At 64.2% G+C, this 17,185-nt stretch carries 15 protein-coding genes; 7 read left to right on the top strand and 8 right to left on the bottom strand.

Features of this window, described 5'->3' with window-relative positions:
- The first annotated feature begins 3 nt into the window (after window positions 1-3).
- The 6 genes from G7Z99_RS11040 (at window position 4) to G7Z99_RS11015 (ending at window position 8,398) form a co-directional block, all read left to right on the top strand.
- Window positions 4-2,085: an acetate--CoA ligase family protein gene (locus tag G7Z99_RS11040; protein WP_181093739.1), complete on the top strand. Its 2,082-nt coding sequence runs from the start codon at window positions 4-6 to the stop codon at window positions 2,083-2,085.
- A 216-nt stretch (window positions 2,086-2,301) separates the two neighbouring features.
- The gene (locus G7Z99_RS11035; RefSeq protein WP_181093738.1) at window positions 2,302-3,129 is read left to right on the top strand and encodes an ABC transporter ATP-binding protein; all 828 of its coding nucleotides are present in this window, start codon (window positions 2,302-2,304) and stop codon (window positions 3,127-3,129) included.
- A 26-nt stretch (window positions 3,130-3,155) separates the two neighbouring features.
- Entirely contained in the window at window positions 3,156-3,923 is a 768-nt protein-coding gene (locus G7Z99_RS11030; RefSeq protein WP_181093737.1) for an ABC transporter permease, read from the top strand.
- 35 nt (window positions 3,924-3,958) lie between these two features.
- Window positions 3,959-4,957, top strand: coding sequence for an ABC transporter substrate-binding protein (locus tag G7Z99_RS11025; protein WP_181093736.1), 999 nt, complete (start codon window positions 3,959-3,961; stop codon window positions 4,955-4,957).
- Window positions 4,958-5,038: 81 nt separating this feature from the next.
- Window positions 5,039-6,286: an OprD family porin gene (locus tag G7Z99_RS11020; protein WP_181093854.1), complete on the top strand. Its 1,248-nt coding sequence runs from the start codon at window positions 5,039-5,041 to the stop codon at window positions 6,284-6,286.
- Between the two features lie 3 nt (window positions 6,287-6,289).
- Window positions 6,290-8,398 carry a 3-hydroxyacyl-CoA dehydrogenase NAD-binding domain-containing protein gene (locus G7Z99_RS11015; RefSeq protein ID WP_308812290.1) on the top strand — a complete coding sequence of 703 codons (2,109 nt, stop codon included), beginning with the start codon at window positions 6,290-6,292 and terminating at the stop codon, window positions 8,396-8,398.
- A gap of 10 nt (window positions 8,399-8,408) precedes the next feature.
- On the opposite strand, the gene G7Z99_RS11010 is transcribed toward G7Z99_RS11015, so the two are convergent.
- The 8 genes from G7Z99_RS11010 to G7Z99_RS10975 form a co-directional block, all read right to left on the bottom strand.
- Complete coding sequence (locus tag G7Z99_RS11010; RefSeq protein WP_181093734.1) at window positions 8,409-9,518, bottom strand: AbrB family transcriptional regulator; 1,110 nt, start codon at window positions 9,516-9,518, stop codon at window positions 8,409-8,411.
- Window positions 9,519-9,634: 116 nt separating this feature from the next.
- Complete coding sequence (locus G7Z99_RS11005) at window positions 9,635-10,531, bottom strand: alpha/beta fold hydrolase (RefSeq protein ID WP_181093733.1); 897 nt, start codon at window positions 10,529-10,531, stop codon at window positions 9,635-9,637.
- On the bottom strand, window positions 10,531-11,340 hold the full coding sequence (locus G7Z99_RS11000) for a molybdate ABC transporter substrate-binding protein (RefSeq protein ID WP_181093732.1): 810 nt from the start codon (window positions 11,338-11,340) through the stop codon (window positions 10,531-10,533). Before G7Z99_RS11000 ends, G7Z99_RS11005 begins: the two co-directional genes overlap by 1 nt.
- A 25-nt stretch (window positions 11,341-11,365) precedes the next feature.
- Window positions 11,366-12,301: an SMP-30/gluconolactonase/LRE family protein gene (locus tag G7Z99_RS10995; protein WP_181093731.1), complete on the bottom strand. Its 936-nt coding sequence runs from the start codon at window positions 12,299-12,301 to the stop codon at window positions 11,366-11,368.
- Window positions 12,302-12,333: 32 nt separating this feature from the next.
- A complete protein-coding gene (locus G7Z99_RS10990; protein WP_258197013.1) occupies window positions 12,334-13,278 on the bottom strand; it encodes an amidohydrolase family protein in 945 nt (314 codons plus the stop codon).
- Window positions 13,279-13,337: 59 nt separating this feature from the next.
- The gene (locus tag G7Z99_RS10985) at window positions 13,338-14,156 is read right to left on the bottom strand and encodes an SDR family NAD(P)-dependent oxidoreductase (RefSeq protein WP_181093730.1); all 819 of its coding nucleotides are present in this window, start codon (window positions 14,154-14,156) and stop codon (window positions 13,338-13,340) included.
- Window positions 14,149-14,727 carry a carboxymuconolactone decarboxylase family protein gene (locus tag G7Z99_RS10980; RefSeq protein ID WP_181093729.1) on the bottom strand — a complete coding sequence of 193 codons (579 nt, stop codon included), beginning with the start codon at window positions 14,725-14,727 and terminating at the stop codon, window positions 14,149-14,151. The genes G7Z99_RS10985 and G7Z99_RS10980 overlap by 8 nt, the downstream gene beginning before the upstream one ends.
- A gap of 11 nt (window positions 14,728-14,738) precedes the next feature.
- Window positions 14,739-16,091, bottom strand: a complete 1,353-nt coding sequence (locus G7Z99_RS10975) for a cation:dicarboxylate symporter family transporter (protein ID WP_258197012.1) — start codon at window positions 16,089-16,091, stop codon at window positions 14,739-14,741.
- A gap of 167 nt (window positions 16,092-16,258) precedes the next feature.
- On the opposite strand from G7Z99_RS10975, the gene G7Z99_RS10970 reads away from it, so the two are divergent.
- Window positions 16,259-17,185 (top strand): LysR family transcriptional regulator, encoded by a 927-nt coding sequence (locus G7Z99_RS10970; protein WP_181093728.1) that lies wholly within the window; start codon window positions 16,259-16,261, stop codon window positions 17,183-17,185.

Here is a 17,185-nt window from a genome sequence, read left to right as displayed (position 1 = left end):
ATCATGGACGCGATCACACGCCTGCTCAACCCTGCCAGCGTTGCCGTCATCGGCGCCTCGGGCGATGCCCGAAAGACCGCCGGCCGTCCCATCGCCTTTCTTCGCAAGCACGGTTTCGAGGGGCGCCTGTACCCGGTGAACCCCCGGTATGAAGAGATCGACGGGCTCCGCTGCTACCCCTCTGTGGCTGCATTGCCGGAAGTGCCGGATGTCGCGATCATTCTATTGGGGCCAGAACGGGCCAACCAGGCGGTCGCCGATCTGGCTGCACGCGGCTGCCCCGCAGCGATCGTCCTGGCCGGTGGCTACGGCGAAACCGGCGAGGCAGGCGCTCAGCGCCAAGAGGCGCTCAAGGCAGCACGAGGCTCGATGCGCATTCTCGGCCCGAACACCATCGGGCTGGTCAACCTCACGGACCGTGTGACCCTCTCTGCAAGCGGTGCACTGGACATGGACGCATTGCTCGCCGGCCGCGTCGCTGTGGTTTCGCAAAGTGGCGGCATCCTGGGTGCGCTGCTCTCGCGCGGTGTCGCGGCTGGCATTGGCTTCTCCAAGCTCATTTCCACCAGCAACGAAGTGGACCTCGATGTCGCGGACTTCGTCGACCATCTGGCCGATGATCCGGCCACTTCGGTCATCGCGCTCTACCTCGAAGGCTTGCGCGACAGCGAGAAATTCAGCCAAGCCGCCCGCAAGGCGCGCAAGGCAGGCAAACCCGTGGTGGTCTACAAGGTCGGGCGTTCAGAGGCAGGCGCGCATGCCGCGAATTCACACACGGGCGCACTGGCAGGGTCCGATGACCTGTACTCCGCGTATTTCAAGCAACTGGGTGTGATCCGCGCGGACACCTTCGCGGATCTGCTCGACATTCCTTTCGCGTTGGCCAACGGCCGCGCCATGCAGGGCACGCGTGTCGCGATCCTCACCTCGACCGGAGGCGCCGGAACGCTGATCGCCGACAACCTGGGCATGAGCGGCTTCCAGACCCCCGAGCCTGGGCCGCAGACCGCCGCAAGGCTGCGCAGCCTGGACATCGGTGATCAGGCCGTGCTGGACCGCAACCCTATCGACCTGACGCTGGCGGGCTTGCAGCCTGAGGTCATGCGCAGTGCCATCGGCATCCTGCTCGACAGCGATGATTACGATGCCGTGGTCAGCGTGGTCGGCTCATCGGGCGTCGCTCAACCGCATCTGATGGCCGATGCCATCCGTGACAGCCTGGCCCATTCGGGCAAGCCCGTGCTGGCCTACATCAGTCCACATGCGCCGGCTGCGGCTCAGCGGATCAACGGGGCGGGTGGTGTGGCCTTCACGGCGCCCGAAAGCTGCGCCAGTGCGCTCCGGGCGTTGGTCATGCGTGCCCGGATGAACCCCACAGGCGAGGCAGGGGTGGCACCGGCCAGTGTGCCCATGACGGGCGAAGCACTGCCCAGTGGTCCCCTCGACGAGGAACGCAGCAAGCGTCTGTATGCGGGCTTCGGCATCCCCGTGACGCGGGAATGCGTGGTGAGCAATGGCCACGAGGCCGTGCAGGCCGCACGGTCACTCGGCGGCCCCGTTGTCCTGAAGGTCCTCTCGGAACGAATCGCGCACAAGAGCGAAGTGGGCGGTGTGGCCCTGCACCTGAGCGCGGACACCATCGGTGATCGTCTGGAGCGGATGCGCGACGAGGTTGGCAGTCATGTCGGTTTCACCCCCGAGTCGTTCCTTGTCCAGGAAATGGTCACAGGGGGGCAGGAGTTGATCCTCGGTTTCCATCGGGACCCTCAGCTTGGCCCGGCGTTATTGCTCGGCATGGGCGGCGTGACGGCAGAACTCTTCAAGGACACGACCCTGCGTTTGCTTCCCGTGGATGAAGACCAGGCTCGGGAGATGCTGAGTGAGCTGAAAACCTATCCGCTCTTGCAGGGTTTCCGTGGGATGCCGAAAGCCGATGTCGACGCTGCGGCCCGATGCATCGTGGCGTTTTCACAAATGGCCCTGACGCTTGGCGAGCGATTGGTGGAAGCGGAAATCAACCCATTGCTCGTTCGTCCTGCAGGCCGCGGTGTGGTTGCCCTCGATGGGCTGACGATCATGGCATGAAGGATAGGCTGTTCCACTGAGTGGAACAGCTGCTTTGACCTCGTATGCTGCACTTGCATAATCAAAGAACGCTTCATTTCTGACTCATAAAAATAAGTAGGTCGCTATGAACACGCTCTATACCGCCCTTTCTCGGCGTGTCGCTCTCTCGACCTCCTCAGTCGCGCCGCTCAAGCTTTTTGAGCGCAACGCCACCTTCGTGCCGGGAGTATCACCATGAACGCCGTGCTGAAAAGTGCCACCTCATTCGAACCCCTCGACGCCAGAACCGCCGTCCCGACGGTCATTTCGTTCAACGACGTCTCGAAGTCGTTTACGGTCAAGGGCATTGCCAAGCAAGCCTCACACAGCATCAACGTCGACATCCAGCAAGGTCAGGTAGTCACCATCATCGGACCGTCGGGCTGTGGCAAGTCCACGCTGCTGAACATGGTCGCCGGGCTGTTCGCACCGACCACCGGTGAAGTGCTGTATCGAGGCCAGGCTGTTCAGGGTATCAACGGCCGTACCGGCTACATGACGCAAAGCGATCACCTGCTGCCGTGGCGTGACGTCACCGGCAACATTGCCGTACCTCTGGAAATCCAGGGCGTTCCCAAGGCAAAGCGTCAGGCGCGCATTCAGGAACTGTTGTCTCTCGTAGGCCTGGAAGGGCATGAAAAGGCCTACCCCAGTCAGCTGTCCGGGGGCATGCGCAAGCGCGCCGCGCTGGCGCGCCTGCTCGCCTACGACCCTGAAACCTTGCTGATGGACGAACCGTTCGCGGCGCTCGATGCGCAGCTGCGCATGCGCATGCAGACCGAGTTGTTCAAGCTCAGCCGCCAGCTCAAGAAAACCGTGTTGTTCGTCACCCACGACCTGGACGAGGCCGTCGCACTGGGCGACCGCTGCCTGATCTTCTCGGGCCGGCCAGGCACCATCGTTCGCGATGTGGAGATCCCGCTAGGAGACGAGCGCAACATCCTCCAGCTACGCAAGGATCCGCGCTACCACGCGTTGTGCGCCGATCTCTGGGAATTCATCACCCCCTCCCACGACGCTTGAGCCCCTTCTTCTGGAGAGTGACGCACATGAACATCCTTCTCGGCCGTCTCGCCATTTTCGCTGTGCTCTTTCTGTCCTGGCAGTTCGCCTCGGGCCCGCTGATCGATCCCTTTTTCGTCAGTTCGCCGCTAGAAATCGGTAGCCGTTTCATCGAGCTGGTCACCAGCGGCCGCTTGTTCTCCCACGGTTGGATCACCGTCGTCGAAACATTGGCAGGCTTCTTCCTGGGTGCCTGTGCAGGCATTTCGGTAGGGCTGATCCTGGGCCGTAACGAGCTTCTGGCCAAACTGCTCGACCCTATCCTGGTGTCCATCTACAGCCTGCCCAAGGTCGCGCTCGCGCCGTTGTTCATCATGTGGTTCGGTATCGGCATCGAGATGAAGATCATCTTGACGGCCACCATCGTGTTCTTCCTGGTGTTCCTCAACACCTACAGCGGGGTCCGTGCCGTGGAGCGCGAACAGCTGGAAATCCTGCGTTTGATGGGCGCCAAAGAGCATCACCTGATCACCAAGGTCGTGTTCCCGTCGGCCATCCAGTGGGTCTTCACCGGCCTGAAGATGTCGGTGCCGTATGCACTGATCGGGGCAATCGTTGGCGAAATCATGGCCGCGAACAGGGGGTTGGGCTATCTGCTACAGGACGCGGCAGGACAGCTGGACACCGCAGGCGTATTCGCGGCGCTGGTCGCCATCATCGCCCTGGCGCTCATTCTTCAGGCTGCGGTGCGCAAGCTCGAAGCCTCGCTGATGCCCTGGAAGAAGGATCAGGCCGAGCGTGAGCTGTCGGTCTGAATCCATCCCCATAACAACAAAAAGAGGTGTTTGCCATGTCTGTCAAAGGTTTGATTTCCGCACTGGGGCTGAGCCTCGTCATGGGCGCAGCCAGTCTGTCCGTACAGGCTGCCGAGTCTGTGAAGGTCGCGCTCGGCACCGAGGGCTTCGTGCACATGCCGCTGTTCGTCGCGCTGGACAGCGGCATGTTCAAGAAACACGGGCTGGACGTGGAATTGGTGAAGTTCAAGGGAGGAGGTGCAGCCGCGTCAGGTCTTGCCAGCCGCTCGGTCGAGTTCTGCTCGTGCGCCATCCAGAACGCCATCAACGCCAAGGTGAAAGGCGCGGACATCACCTTGCTTGGGCGCCTGGTCGGTCAATACGCCAGTAACGTGGTCATTCACCAAGACCTCGCTGCCCGTCTTGGTCTGAATACCGATTCGACCGTCGAGCAACGTCTGGCCGCCTTCAAGAGGTTGCGCCTGGCTGTCAGCGGTGCCGGGGGCAGCGCTGACTTCCTGGTGCGCTTCCTGGGCAAGCAGGCCAAGCTCGACCCTGAGAAAGACTTCACGCTCCTCTATCTCAACAACGGTGCTGCCATGCTGGCCGCGTTCGCCCAGAACAGAATCGACGGTTTCGCCTTGTCGTCGCCGGCGTCCGATAGCGCCGTGCTCGATCACAAGGGTTACACCTTGCTCGACATGTCCGAGGGGATGGTGCCTGAGCTGGACGGCTATCCCTCGATCGCCCTGAGTGCGCGTCGCCAATGGGCAACCGAGCATCAGGACACGGTCAAGGCGTTTCTGGCTGCGCTGAGCGATGCGACCACACTCATCAACGAGCAGCCCAAGGAGGCCATGAAGTCAGTGCGCAGTCGGTTCGAGGGTGTCAACGACACGGTCTACGCTGCCGCGTGGGAGAACAATCGCAAGTCCTTCCCGCAGACGCCCTATCTCACCGACGAGGACGTGAACCGCGCCATCAAGTTCCTGGGGGATATCCAGAACGAGAAGATTCCCGGCGAGGCCAAGGACTACCTGACGCAGGTACGCTGAGGCGCTCTGCGATCGTCTGCCTGACCGGCGTGACAGCACGAGACGACTGCCGCGCACGGTCCTTTGTTCGGAAATGCATCAATGACAATAAAAACAATGTCGCTGTGCGCGGCAGGGGTTGGCTTGGCCGTTTACCTGCCACTGGCAGGTGCCGAAGGCTTTTTCGAGGACAGCAAGGCCTCCATGGAGCTGCGAAATTTCTACATGAGCCGGGACTTACGTGATGGGCCGGGCCAATCCAAGCGACAGGAATGGGGGCAGGGCTTCATCCTGCGCTATGAGTCGGGCTACACGCCGGGCGTCATAGGCCTCGGGTTCGATGCGATCGGCATGCTGGGCGTCAAGCTCGATTCAGGCCGTGGTCGCTCTGGCACTGGCCTGTTACCGGTCCAGGACGATGGCGGCGTGCCCGACGACTACTCGAAAGCAGGTGGCACGTTGAAGATGAAGGTGTCGGACAGCGAACTGAGGGTCGGGACATTGATCCCGCGCTGGCCGACGCTGGTGTCCAACAATGGCCGTCTGCTACCCCAGACGTTCGACGGCGCGCAGCTTCAGGTCAAGACGTGGAAAGCACTGGAGCTGACGGGTGCGAAGATCCAGGACACGGTTTACCGTGACCGATCCGGCTCCACGGGACTGGCCCTGAACAACAAGAACCGTCGATTCAGCGGACCGCTGGACGGGGGCGATTTCAACATGGTGGGGGCGACCTATCATGCCGGTGAGGCGACCGACCTGCTGGTGCAGTACGCCGTGCTCGAGGACGTCTATACCCAACGCTTCTACGGGCTGACCGATCGAAGAAAGGGGGCATGGGGTTCGTTCACCAGTGACGTGCGCCTTTTCGATACCGACGACACAGGCCAAGCACGCGGCGGGTCCTTCGACAACCGGGCACTCAGCCTCATGGGCACCTACAAGCTGGGTAGCCACTCGTTCGGCCTCGGCTACCAGACGATGTCGGGGAACTCGGGGTTTCCCTACGTCGAAGGCACCGACCCGTACCTGGTGAACTTCGTACAACTGGGTGACTTCGCCGAGAAGGACGAACGCTCATGGCAAGCTCGCTATGACCTCGATCTGGCGCGCGTCGGACTGCCTGGGCTGACCTTCATGACGCGCTACCTCAAAGGCAGTGATGCCGATGTACCGAGATCGGCGGGAGAGGGCGAGCGCGAGCTCGATGTCGAGGTGCAGTATGTGATGCAGAGCGGATCGTTCAAGGGCCTGAGCATGCGACTGCGCAGCGCCACGTACCGGTCCGACTTCGCTCGGGGCGCCGATGATGTACGGGTGATCGTCAGCTACCCACTCTCGCTTCTGTAATTCATGTCATTCACCAGGAGAGTCACCATGCACCCTCTCGTAGCGCTTGAACGCGAAGGCGATGTCGGTCTGATCATCATCCACAACCCGCCAGTCAATGCGCTCTCGCGCGACGTCCGCGAGCAGTTGCTGGCGCGATTGGAGCAGGCAGTCGATGATGCCGACATCCAGGCAGTCGTCATCCTGTGCGAAGGGCGTACCTTCGTCGCCGGTGCCGATATCAAGGAGTTCGACCTGCCGTTGCAGACGCCTCACCTGCCTGAGGTGCTGGCGACGATCGAACGCGCGCCCAAGCCCGTCATTGCGGCGATGCATGGATCGGTCCTGGGCGGTGGTCTCGAGCTTGCACTGGCCTGTCACTACCGGCTCGCGGCACCCGGTACTCGGTTCGGACTGCCCGAGGTCAGCCTGGGCCTGACCCCAGGCGCTGGCGCCACCCAGCGCCTGCCGCGCGTGTGCGGTATGGACGTGGCGCTCGAGCTGGTCGTGGGCGGTGAGCGGATCGGTGTCGAACGCGCGCTGGAGGTTGGCTTGATCGACCGCGTGGGGGGCGCCTCGTTGCTCGAGTCGGCCCTCGAATTCGCCAGGCAAGGGGCAGGGCAGCCCATGCCCCGGTCTTGCGATCTGGACGTGGCGCCTTTCGACGCCGACGCTGTTCAGCGAAGGGCTCAGGCGATGCTTCGCAAGGCCGCAGGACAGGAAGCGCCCTCTCTTGCGCTCCAAGCACTGCAGGCCGCTTGGCAAGTGCCTTTCGAAGAAGGCATGGCGCTGGAACGGGCGCTGTTCGTCTCGAGACGCCAGAGCGCTCAAGCCCGTGCTCTGAGGCACGTGTTCTTCGCCGAACGCGACCTGGCGACGCGCTGCCGCGCATTGACCACGCAAGCCCCGGTCCGCGTGCTGACGTCGGTCGCCGTGGTCGGTGCAGGCACGATGGGCAGCGGCATTGCCTTGTGTCTGGCCAATGCAGGCCTCAGCACGCTGTTGATCGACACCCAGCCCGCAGCACTGGAGCGTGGGCGTGGCACGATCGAGCGCTACCATGCCACTGCCGTGGAGAAGGCGCGTCTTACAGCGCCGCAGGCTGCCGAGCAGGCCAGCCTCATCCAGTATGGAGCGCGTCTTGAGCAGGTGGCGCAGGCAGACCTGATCATCGAAGCCGTGTTCGAAGATCTGTCGGTCAAGCAAGACGTTTTCCGCCAGCTCGATCGATTCGCCAAGCCCGGCGCGATTCTGGCCACCAACACGTCGTACCTCGATGTCGACGCGATCGCAGGCGTCACCGAACGTCCAGGCGACGTCATCGGCATGCATTTTTTCAGTCCCGCCCACATCATGAAGCTGCTCGAAGTGGTGAAGACCGCCCAGGTGCAAGCGGATGTGCTGGCGACCGTGCTGCAACTGGGCGGCAGGTTGGGCAAGACGGCAGTCGCGGTAGGCAACTGCTACGGTTTCGTCGGCAATCGGTTGTTGGCCGTTCGCGAACGTGAAGCGACGTTTCTGCTCGAGGAAGGCGCCGCACCCGAGGATGTCGATCGGGCGTTGCGCGACTTCGGTTTCCCTATCGGTCCGTTCGAGCTCCGTGACCTGGCAGGCGTCGACATCGCCTGGCTGAACAGAAAAGGGCGGGGCGCGCAGCTCGGACAGGCCGAGCTGCGCTGCGATCTGATCGAGCAGCTGCACCAGGCGGGTCGTCTCGGCCAGAAGTCCGGCGCTGGCTATTACCGATACGATGCGGATCAACGCAAAGGGACGCCCGATCCATTCGTTGCGAACCTGCTTGCCGAGCACCGGCGCGCAAGAGGGCTGGTGCCTCGCGCGATCTCGGACGAGGAGATCGTGCAACGGTGCCTGTTCGTGATGATCAACGAAGCCGCTCACCTGCTCGAACAAGGCATTGTCGATGACCCAAGGGACATCGATCTGGTGTGGATCCATGGCTACGGGTTCCCGCGTTACCGCGGCGGGCTTCTCTACCATGCCGACCAGATCGGGCTACGTCAGGTAAGCGAGACGCTCGAGCATTGGGCCACGCAACATCCGGAGCGAGACATGCACGTCTGCACCTTGCTGCGACACCGTGCGCGGCAGGGCCGCCCACTCAGTCAGGCCTGATTCTGCCGGTTCACTCTGGGTCGGCCGATGACCTTGACGTCGACCGACCTGTTTTCTTTCCGGCGACTGCCGGCGTGACGCGCAAGGTCCGGCGCGCCATGACCATGCTGATCAAGACCACGGAAAACAACCGCAGCGTCTGGCTGGCGAGCACGAAACCGGTGTCTGCCTGGGTTTCCACGGCGAGGATGGCCATCGCGTCCAGACCGCCCGGGCTCGTGGCCAGGTACATCGATAGAAAATCGATACCCATGACGTTCGCAAAGCACCAGGCGCAGGCGGCACACAGCACGATCAACGCAATGACACTCAGGATCATTGCAGGCATCTGTCGCCAGACATGGGCGATGGTTCGACGGTCGAACCTGAGACCGATATAACACCCGATCAACCCATAGCCCAGGCTGAAGACTGCAGGTGGGAGACCGATCGTCAGGGCACCTGACAGCTGCAGCCCACTCCCGAGCAGCAACGGTACGAGCAGTGCGCCAGCCGGCAAGCGCGTGCCTGCTGCCAGGCCGACCGCGATGACGCCGAGACTCAGTGCTGCATCCGCCAGGCTCCCGAACGGGGGCAGGGTGGCAACACCCGAGGCAGGCGCATGCGCGCCCAGGAAGTGACTTACGACGGCTCCGACCATCACGACGCAGACAACCCTGAGGTATTGCATGGTCGCCACCACACGCGCATCAGCCCCGTACTCCTCGGACAAGGCCACCATCGCAGAGGCCGCACCGGGCGCTGTGCCCCACACTACCGTTGCTCTAGGCAAACCGCTGAACCGGACGACGCCCAGACCTACCAATACGCTCATGGCCAGTGTCAGGGCGGTGATGCCCAGTAGCTGATACCAACCCTGTACAAGCATCCGAACGACTGGCCAGGTCATGGCGTGCGCCACCAGAAGCCCTACGCAGCCTTGCCCGAAGCGAAAAGCCTGCCGGGGAATACGCACGCCCACGCCAAGCAGTCCGCAGGCGATGCCCGCGAGCATGGGGCCGAGGAACAAGCCTGCCGGCACGTGCAGGTAATGGAGAAGCTGCCCGGCAGCGCCGGCGGAGCACACCACACACAGCCACTGCAACAGAACAGGCATGGGAAGGGAGAGACGGTAGGACATTGCAAATCCTTGCAGGCTTGGCCACAGGATTATCCAGGCAGTCGAGGGGCCTGCGGCTGCTTTTTCGGACGTGCAGAACCAGAGCGGAGGCCGTATAGCGTCCGCTCCGGTTTCCATCATTTCGCCGCGTACCGAGCCTTAGCGAACGTCGTGATGGCCTCGGCCATCGCCTTGGGCTGCTCGGGCGCCATCGCATGGCCGGCGTTTTTCAGCACTACGACCTGGACACGGTCGCCCAGCATGCTTTTGAGCACGCCCGAGAATCGACGCGGGGCGACCGTATCGGCTTCACCCTGCAAGTCCAGGATCGGCGCCGTGCCGGCGGCGAAATAGTCATCGACCGGGGTGGTGTTGCGCGCGTGGGACTCGGCATCATGAGTGTCTTCGTGCCACCCGCCAAGCCAGACCCGCGGGTCGTTGCCGGGGGCGAAGAAGGCCTTGCGCAGATAGACCAGGCGCTGCTCTTCGGGAAGGGACAGATCACCGGCCCCATCGATGGCCTGGCGCATGTCGGCGTTGATGGGCTTTTCGGTCGATCCAGGCGGGACCTTCCCGGCAGAGGCCGCTGCGAGCACGACACCGCGCACCAGGTCGGGCCTGTCGGCCGCCAGCTGCCGGGCGGGGAAGTTGCCCCATGCATGCCCGACCACGACCACCGGGCCCTGGCGTTCATGCTCGACCACGGCGGCGATGTCGCGGGCGAAGTCATGGACGGACAGTTGCTCCATCGGCCCTGTGCTCTGGCCGATGCCACGCGGCTCCGGGCGCACGACCCTGAACCCTGCCTGCTGCAGGTAATGCGCCACCTGGTCGTAGTCACGCCCCGAGCGCCCCAGCGAGGGCAGCATCACGATGATCGGGCCCTGGCCCTGGGCATTGACCTCGATCTGCACGTTGTCGTAGCGCACGATTTCCTGGTGCAGCGTCTCCTTTGCAGTCGGCGTGCTCGCGAGGACGATGGATGCGGCCAGCGTCATGGACGCGCCGGCGATGAAGCGGGAGAGCGTGTTCATCATTGTTTTCCTTGGGCAGTGGAGGAGGAGGCCGGCTCGAGACCGCTCTGCTCGAGCAGCGTGTGGGCTTCGGCACTGTTGAGGTAGGCGATGAACCCACGCGCGGCAGCGGCGTTGTCCGTGTTGCTCGCCACGGCGGCAAAGAAGCGGCTGACCTTCTGCAACTCGTCGGGCAGCGGGCCCAGGTAGTCCACGCCAGGCGTCACCTTCAGCTCGCTGATCTGCTGCATGCCGATGTCCGCCTCGCCGCGGGCGAGCGCCGTGCCCACCAGCTCCTTGCCTTGGATCTCGACGGTCTTGTGCCTGACCTGATCGGCGATGCCCAGGCGCGTGAAGAGCTCGGTGCGGATGTAGACGCCACTGGCGCCTTGTGAATAGGCGATCCTGTCAGCGCCCAGCAGCGCCGTACGCAAGGCTGACACCGTCGACACATCCGCGTGTGGATGGCCCTTCGGCACGCCGACGCCGATTCGGGAGTCGGCGATTTCGCGACGCGTCGACAGGTCGAACACACCGGTCGGGCCTAGCAGGTCCAGGGTTTCGCCGGCCATGATGGCCAGGTCCATGGGCTCCTTGTGCCTGATCCTCTGCGGTATGGACTCCGGAGAATCGCCCATCGAAGGTCCCCAACTGATGTTGAGGGTAGTGCCACTGGCCCTTTCGTACGCCGGTTGCAGCTGGGCCATGGCCCCCTTCAACGCACCGCTCGCGATGACGTTGAGCTCGGAAGCCTCGACACCGGCAGAGAGGGTCAGCAGGCTTGCAAGGCCCGTGGAGAGCAACAGCGGAGCAGATCTTGTTTTTTTCATGGAGCTACCTTCCTGGGGGGCACCTTCAGGCGCCGCGAGTGTTGACGAACAACGCATACAACGAGGTGGTGGAGGCCATCAGCAGGCGATTGCGTCGTGGGCCGCCGAAGCAGAGGTTGGCGCAGCGTTCCGGCAGGTCGATGTGTCCGATCGGGGTGCCATCGGGTGCGAACACCCGCACCCCGTCCAGGCCAGGCTCATGGGCACCCCAGCCGCACCACAGGTTGCCATCGACGTCCAGGCGTATGCCGTCGGGCAGGCCGGTGCCTGCATCGATCAATGTCCGGCGCCCGCTGAGCCGAGGGTGCTCATCGACGCTGTACGCCACGATGCGGCGCGGGCGGGCTCTGGACTCGACCAGGTAGAGGGTCTTTTCATCCGGCGAGAACGCCAGACCGTTGGGGCCTTCGAGGTCTTCTGCCACGCAGCGAAGCGTCCCGTCCGGCGTCAGGCAGTACACGTTGGCCGGCAGCGCTGCTTCGCCCTGGCGTCCCATGTAGTCGCTGACCAGGCCGAACGGCGGGTCGGTGAACCAGATGCTGTCATCCGACTTCACCACGATGTCGTTCGGTGAGTTGAGCGGCTGGCCCTCGAAATGACTCGCCAGCACGGTGATGCTGCCGTCGTATTCCGTGCGCGTGACACGTCGCCCACCGTGTTCGCAGACCAGCAGGCGGCCTTGCCGATCACGGGTCATGCCATTGGCCTGGTGGGCCGGTTGGCGATACACGCCCAGGGCTCCGGTGGCCTCGTCCCAGCGCAGGATGCGGTCGTTGGGCAGGTCGGTGAGCAGCAGGTAGCGGCCGTCGGCGAACCAGACCGGCCCTTCTGCCCAGCGTAGGCCGCCGCCCAGGCGTTCGATCTTCGCGTGGGCGAGTCGGTAGTGTGCAAAGCGTGGATCAAGCTCCCGTACGGCTGGATCAGGCACACGGGGGCTTGGACGCCAATCTCTATCGTCCATCGTTCGTTTCCCTCAGTCGGTGAGCCGAAGGCTCAGCGGTACAAGCGGACCGGGTTGTCGACCAGCACGGCCTGTTTCAGCGCCGCGCTGTCACAGACCTGCTCGATGAACGCGAGCAACTGCGTGTCATCCGGTGGTGCGCCCTTGATGTTCGGGTGCGGCCAGTCCGAGCCCCAGATCGCGCGGTCCGGCGCATACGCCAGCAGCGTGCGAACGTGGTGCAGCGCCTGTGGCCAGGGTCCCGGCTGGCCTTGCATGGCGCGATCGATACCAGACAGCTTGATCCAGCGGCCTGGATGGTCCAGGTGGTTCTTCAGCGCGGCCAGTGCATCGTGATCGACGGGCTGGGTGAGATCCGGGCGCGCCATGTGATCGATGACCAGCGGCGTCTCGAGGTCCTTCCACTGGTCCAGAAACGGCAGCAGGGTAGTCAGCTCCCCATGGACCAGCACATGCCAGCCGAAGGGCGCGACACGCTCGGCCAGTTGCCGCAGTTTGCGTGGGTCGCGTGCACCGGGCAGATGCCCCATCAGGTTGAACCGGATGCCCCGCAGCCCACCGTCGTGCAGCGCTTGCAAGTGCGACTCGGTGGTGGTCTCGTCGATCAGGCCGACACCGCGGTAACGGCCGCCACTCTCGGCGATGGCGGCCAGGATGGCACTGTGATCGGTGCCGTAGGGCGCTGCCTGGACCAGCACGCCGTGCTCGATGCCTAGACGTCGGTGCAGCGCCAGCAGAGCGCTGAATGGCGCAGGCTCGGGCGTGTAGGCCGCGTTGGCAGGAAGTGGGAAACGTTCCCAGGGCCCGTAGAGATGGGTATGGCAATCCCACCTTCCGGATACGGTGGTTGGGCTGGACATGGTAGCTCCGATTGTCTGATGGATCATGCCGCCGAACAGGGAGATGCCCATTGCAGCGACTGCCGTTTGCTTGATGAACAGGCGACGTGACGCCTGGGCGCAGAGAAGCTCATCCATGATCGCTGGCTCTCGTCGTTGTCGAGGGGAGAGGGGCCTCTGGGCGGGCCCCTTCGAAATCAGCCGCAGCGCACGGTCATGCCGCCGTCCACCACGATCTCCGTGCCCGTGACGAAGCGCGACTCGTCGCTGGCCAGGTAGAGCGCGGCGTACGCGGTGTCACGTCCATCGCCCATGAAACCCAGGGGGATACGTGCCAGGCGCGAGTCGAGCAGTTTGTTCACGTCGCCGCCGGTGCGCTGGCCTGCCAGGCGGACCTCGACCATCGGGGTGTGCAGCTGGCCGGGCACCACGGTGTTGACGCGGATCCCCTTGGGCGCGTATTCCACTGCGGTCACACGGCCGAGCTGGATGACGCCGGCCTTGCTCGCGGCGTAGGCCACCTGCGCCGAGCCGGTGAAGCGGATGCCGGACGTCGAGGCGGTGTTGACGATCGCGCCGCTGCCCTGGGACTCCATCACGGGAAGGACGTGCTTGCAGGTCAGGTACACGCTTTTCAGGTTCAGGGCGATCTGGGCGTCGAAGGTGTCTTCGGCCAAGGCCACGGCACCGCCTGCCGCCGAGCCCCCGACGTTGTTCACCAGGATGTCGACCGTGCCATAGGCGGCCGTGCAGGCCTTCACCATGGCCGCCACGGCCGCACTGTCGGTCACGTCGCAGGCATACGGCGTCACTTCGCCTCCGGCCTCGCGGATGCGACCCAATGTTTCTTCCATGGCGCCCAGGTCACGGTCGACCGCGAACACCTTGGCGCCTGCCAGTGCGAACAACACGGCCACGGCCCGGCCATTGCCCCAGCCGGCGCCCACGCAGCCGGCGCCGGTGACGATGGCGACCTTGCCCTTCAGACGGTCGCTGGTTGGAATGACTTCAGTCATGCTGTGATCCTCGATGCGATGGAGTCGGCAGTTCGGGTGCGACACCGGCCGGTGGCGGCACCTCGAATACCTTAATGGTCATGGAAATCAGGGTGTAGTAACCGGCGATGGCCACCAGGTCGACGGCGGCCTCGTCGCCCAGCAGCGCCGTGAAGGCTTGGTAGAGCTCGTCGCTGACGTTGCGGGTGTCGTGGAGTTCACGAATGAAGCGATACACCAAGGCTTCGTCGGGGCGGGTGAACGTGGGCGCTTCACCATCGAGAATCGCATCGATGATCGCCGGCGCCAGGCCAGCCTCCAGGGCGAAGGGCTTGTGGGCCGCCCACTCGTACTCCGCCAGCCAGTGACGCCCCATGAGCAGGATGGCCAGCTCGGACAGACGCGGTTCCAGGCAGCTGTCGTAGCGGCAATAGCGCCCCAGGGCCTGGGCACACTCGGCCATCTCCGGGCGATGAAGCCAGATGGCGAGGGGGCCGCGTACGCCCTTTCTCGGGCCGTTCGCGATACGGTCGTAGACGGCGCGTTGCGCCTCGTTCAGGTGATGCGGGTCTATCGGGGGCAAGCGGTTCATGGCCATTCCTGTCAGGAGTGCTGGGTGTGCGATTCGACGTGGGCGTGGGGCGTGGGTGTCGTCTCGGGCGCGACGGCCCGGGCGACGCTGCCCTGCGAGGGGCGCAGCAGGCTACGGCCGGGGGCTCGACCCGTTTCGCGTTCGAACGCGGCCGGGTCGAACGCACCCTCCCAGCGGGCGATGGCGAAGACCGCGACGGTGTTGCCGACGATGTTGGTCAGTGCGGTCGCGGTGGCCATGATGCGGTCGATCCCGAACAGCAGGCCCAGGCCGCTCAACGGCAGGGTATGGACGGACTGCAGCGTGGCCGCCAGCTTGATGAACGCACCGCCGGCGACGGTGGTGCCGCCCTTGGAGGTGATGCTGAGGATGGCCAGCAGCCCGGCTTGCTGCCACAAGGAGAACGGCGTGTCCGTGGCCTGGGCGATGAAGCCGATGGCGATGGCCATGTAGATGGCGGTGCCGTCCAGGTTGAAGCTGTAGCCTGCTGGCAGCACGAACCCGACGACCACGTCGTCGCAGCCCGTGCGCTTGAGCTTCTCGATCAGGCGCGGGAAGGCGACTTCGCCCGACGCGGTGCCGAAGACCAGCAGGATCTCATCGCGAATCAACCGCAGCACGGCCATGAACGGCAGGCCCACCGACCAGCTGATGGTGCCCAGCACACCGAACACGAACAGTAGCGAGGCGGCGTAGTACACGCCGATGAGCTTGAGCAGGTAGAGGAGGGTGTCGCCCCCGTAGCTGCCGATGGCGGCGGCCATGGCGCCGAAGGCACCGAGCGGCGCCAGCTTCATGATGAAGCCGAGCATCTTGAACAGGATGGTCTGGGCTTCGTCGATTGCCCGCACGGCCACCGACTCCGGTCCGCAGGTGCGATTAATGGCGATGCCGGCCAGCACCGAGATCAGCAGAACCTGGATGATGTCGCCCTTGGCGAACGCATCGACGAGGGTGTGCGGGATCAGGCTGAGCAGGTAGGTGACGATGGAGACCTCACCGGCGGCCGCGGTGGCCTTGATCGCCGCGGCGGGCTCTTGCATCCCGGTCGCGTGCAGCCCGACACCGGGCTCGACGACGTTGACCAGCACGAAGCCGATCAGCATTGCGACCGTGCTGACGACCTCGAAGTAGAGCAGTGACTTGATGCCCAGCCGACCCAGCTTGCGCATGTCCTGGACATGGGTGAGCCCGTGCACCAGGGTCACGAAGACGATGGGCGCGAGCATCATTTTCAGCAGGGCGATGAAGGCCTGCCCCAGCGGTTTCATGGCCGTGGCCCAGGCAGGCGCGGCGAAACCGAGGATGACGGCAGCAACGAGTGCGATCAGCACCTGGACGTGGAGCTTCTTCAACTGGTTCATGGTGAGTCCTCGCCCTTGGGGTGGGCGTCATTGTTCTTGTGGTTCGCCAGCAGGGGCGGCCATTCCCGCCTGCCCAGCTATTGGAGCCGAGCATAGAGTTCTGGCGTAGTCCGCGCAAAAACCTTATTTTGATAAAAAGCTATGCCGTCAGAGCATGGGAGTCGAAAGTGGATATTCGTGAGCTGCGTTCCTTCGTCAAAGTCGCCCAGTGCGGTGGATTCACCCGGGCGGCCAAAGAACTGTTCATCGCCCAACCGGCGCTCAGCCGACAGATCGCCAAGCTGGAGGAGCAGCTCAAGGTCGAGCTGTTCACCCGTCACGGGCGAGGGGTCGAGCTGACGGCAGCCGGCGCCCGCTTGCTGGAGCGCGCGGAGATGATGCTGCGCTACCTGGAAGAGACGACGGACCACGTACGCAACAGCGCGGACGAGGAGCGCGGGCACCTGGCCATCGGGCTGCCACCGGCAATTGGCTCGATCGTCGGGCCGCAACTGATCCGCACGTTCAAGGCGCGCTGGCCACGGGCATCGCTCCATGCGCTCGAAGGGCTCAGCACCTCCCTGCAGGAGTGGCTGCTGGAGGGCCGCATCGATGTGGCGGTGGTCTACAACCAACCCTTGATCGATGCCTTCGACGTGCGGCCCCTGTTCAGCGAACGAATGGTGCTGGTCGGCCCACCCGGCGAGGCACCACGCAACGTACGCCTGGCGGCGCTGGGTGATTTCCCGTTGATCCTGCCGGGGCTGCCCCACAGCAACCGTCGGCTGGTGGAGCAGATCGCCGCGCAGAACGCCGTGCGCCTGAACATCGTGCTCGAGGTCGACAGCGTCAGCCTGACCAAGCGCCTGGTCGCCGAAGGGCTCGGCTATTCGATCCTCGCCCATGCCGCCGTCCAGCAGGACATGAGCGAGCATACCCTGGTCGGTCATGCCATCGAGCGCCCGGGCATCCGCTCGACCGTCTCGCTGACGCGACTGCGCGAGCGGCGCAGCTCCCGGCTGGCGTTGAGCTACGAAAAGATCCTGCTGGAGACCCTGGAGGAACTGGTCACGGTCGGCGCCTGGAAGGACGCCACGCACTGGCTGGAGCAGTGA

It is taken from the genome of Pseudomonas entomophila (genome assembly GCF_013523165.1).
GTDB classification, from domain to species: domain Bacteria; phylum Pseudomonadota; class Gammaproteobacteria; order Pseudomonadales; family Pseudomonadaceae; genus Aquipseudomonas; species Aquipseudomonas entomophila_A.
The sequence above is the reverse complement of the archived record's forward strand: the minus strand, read 5'-3'. Positions and strand labels throughout refer to the sequence as shown.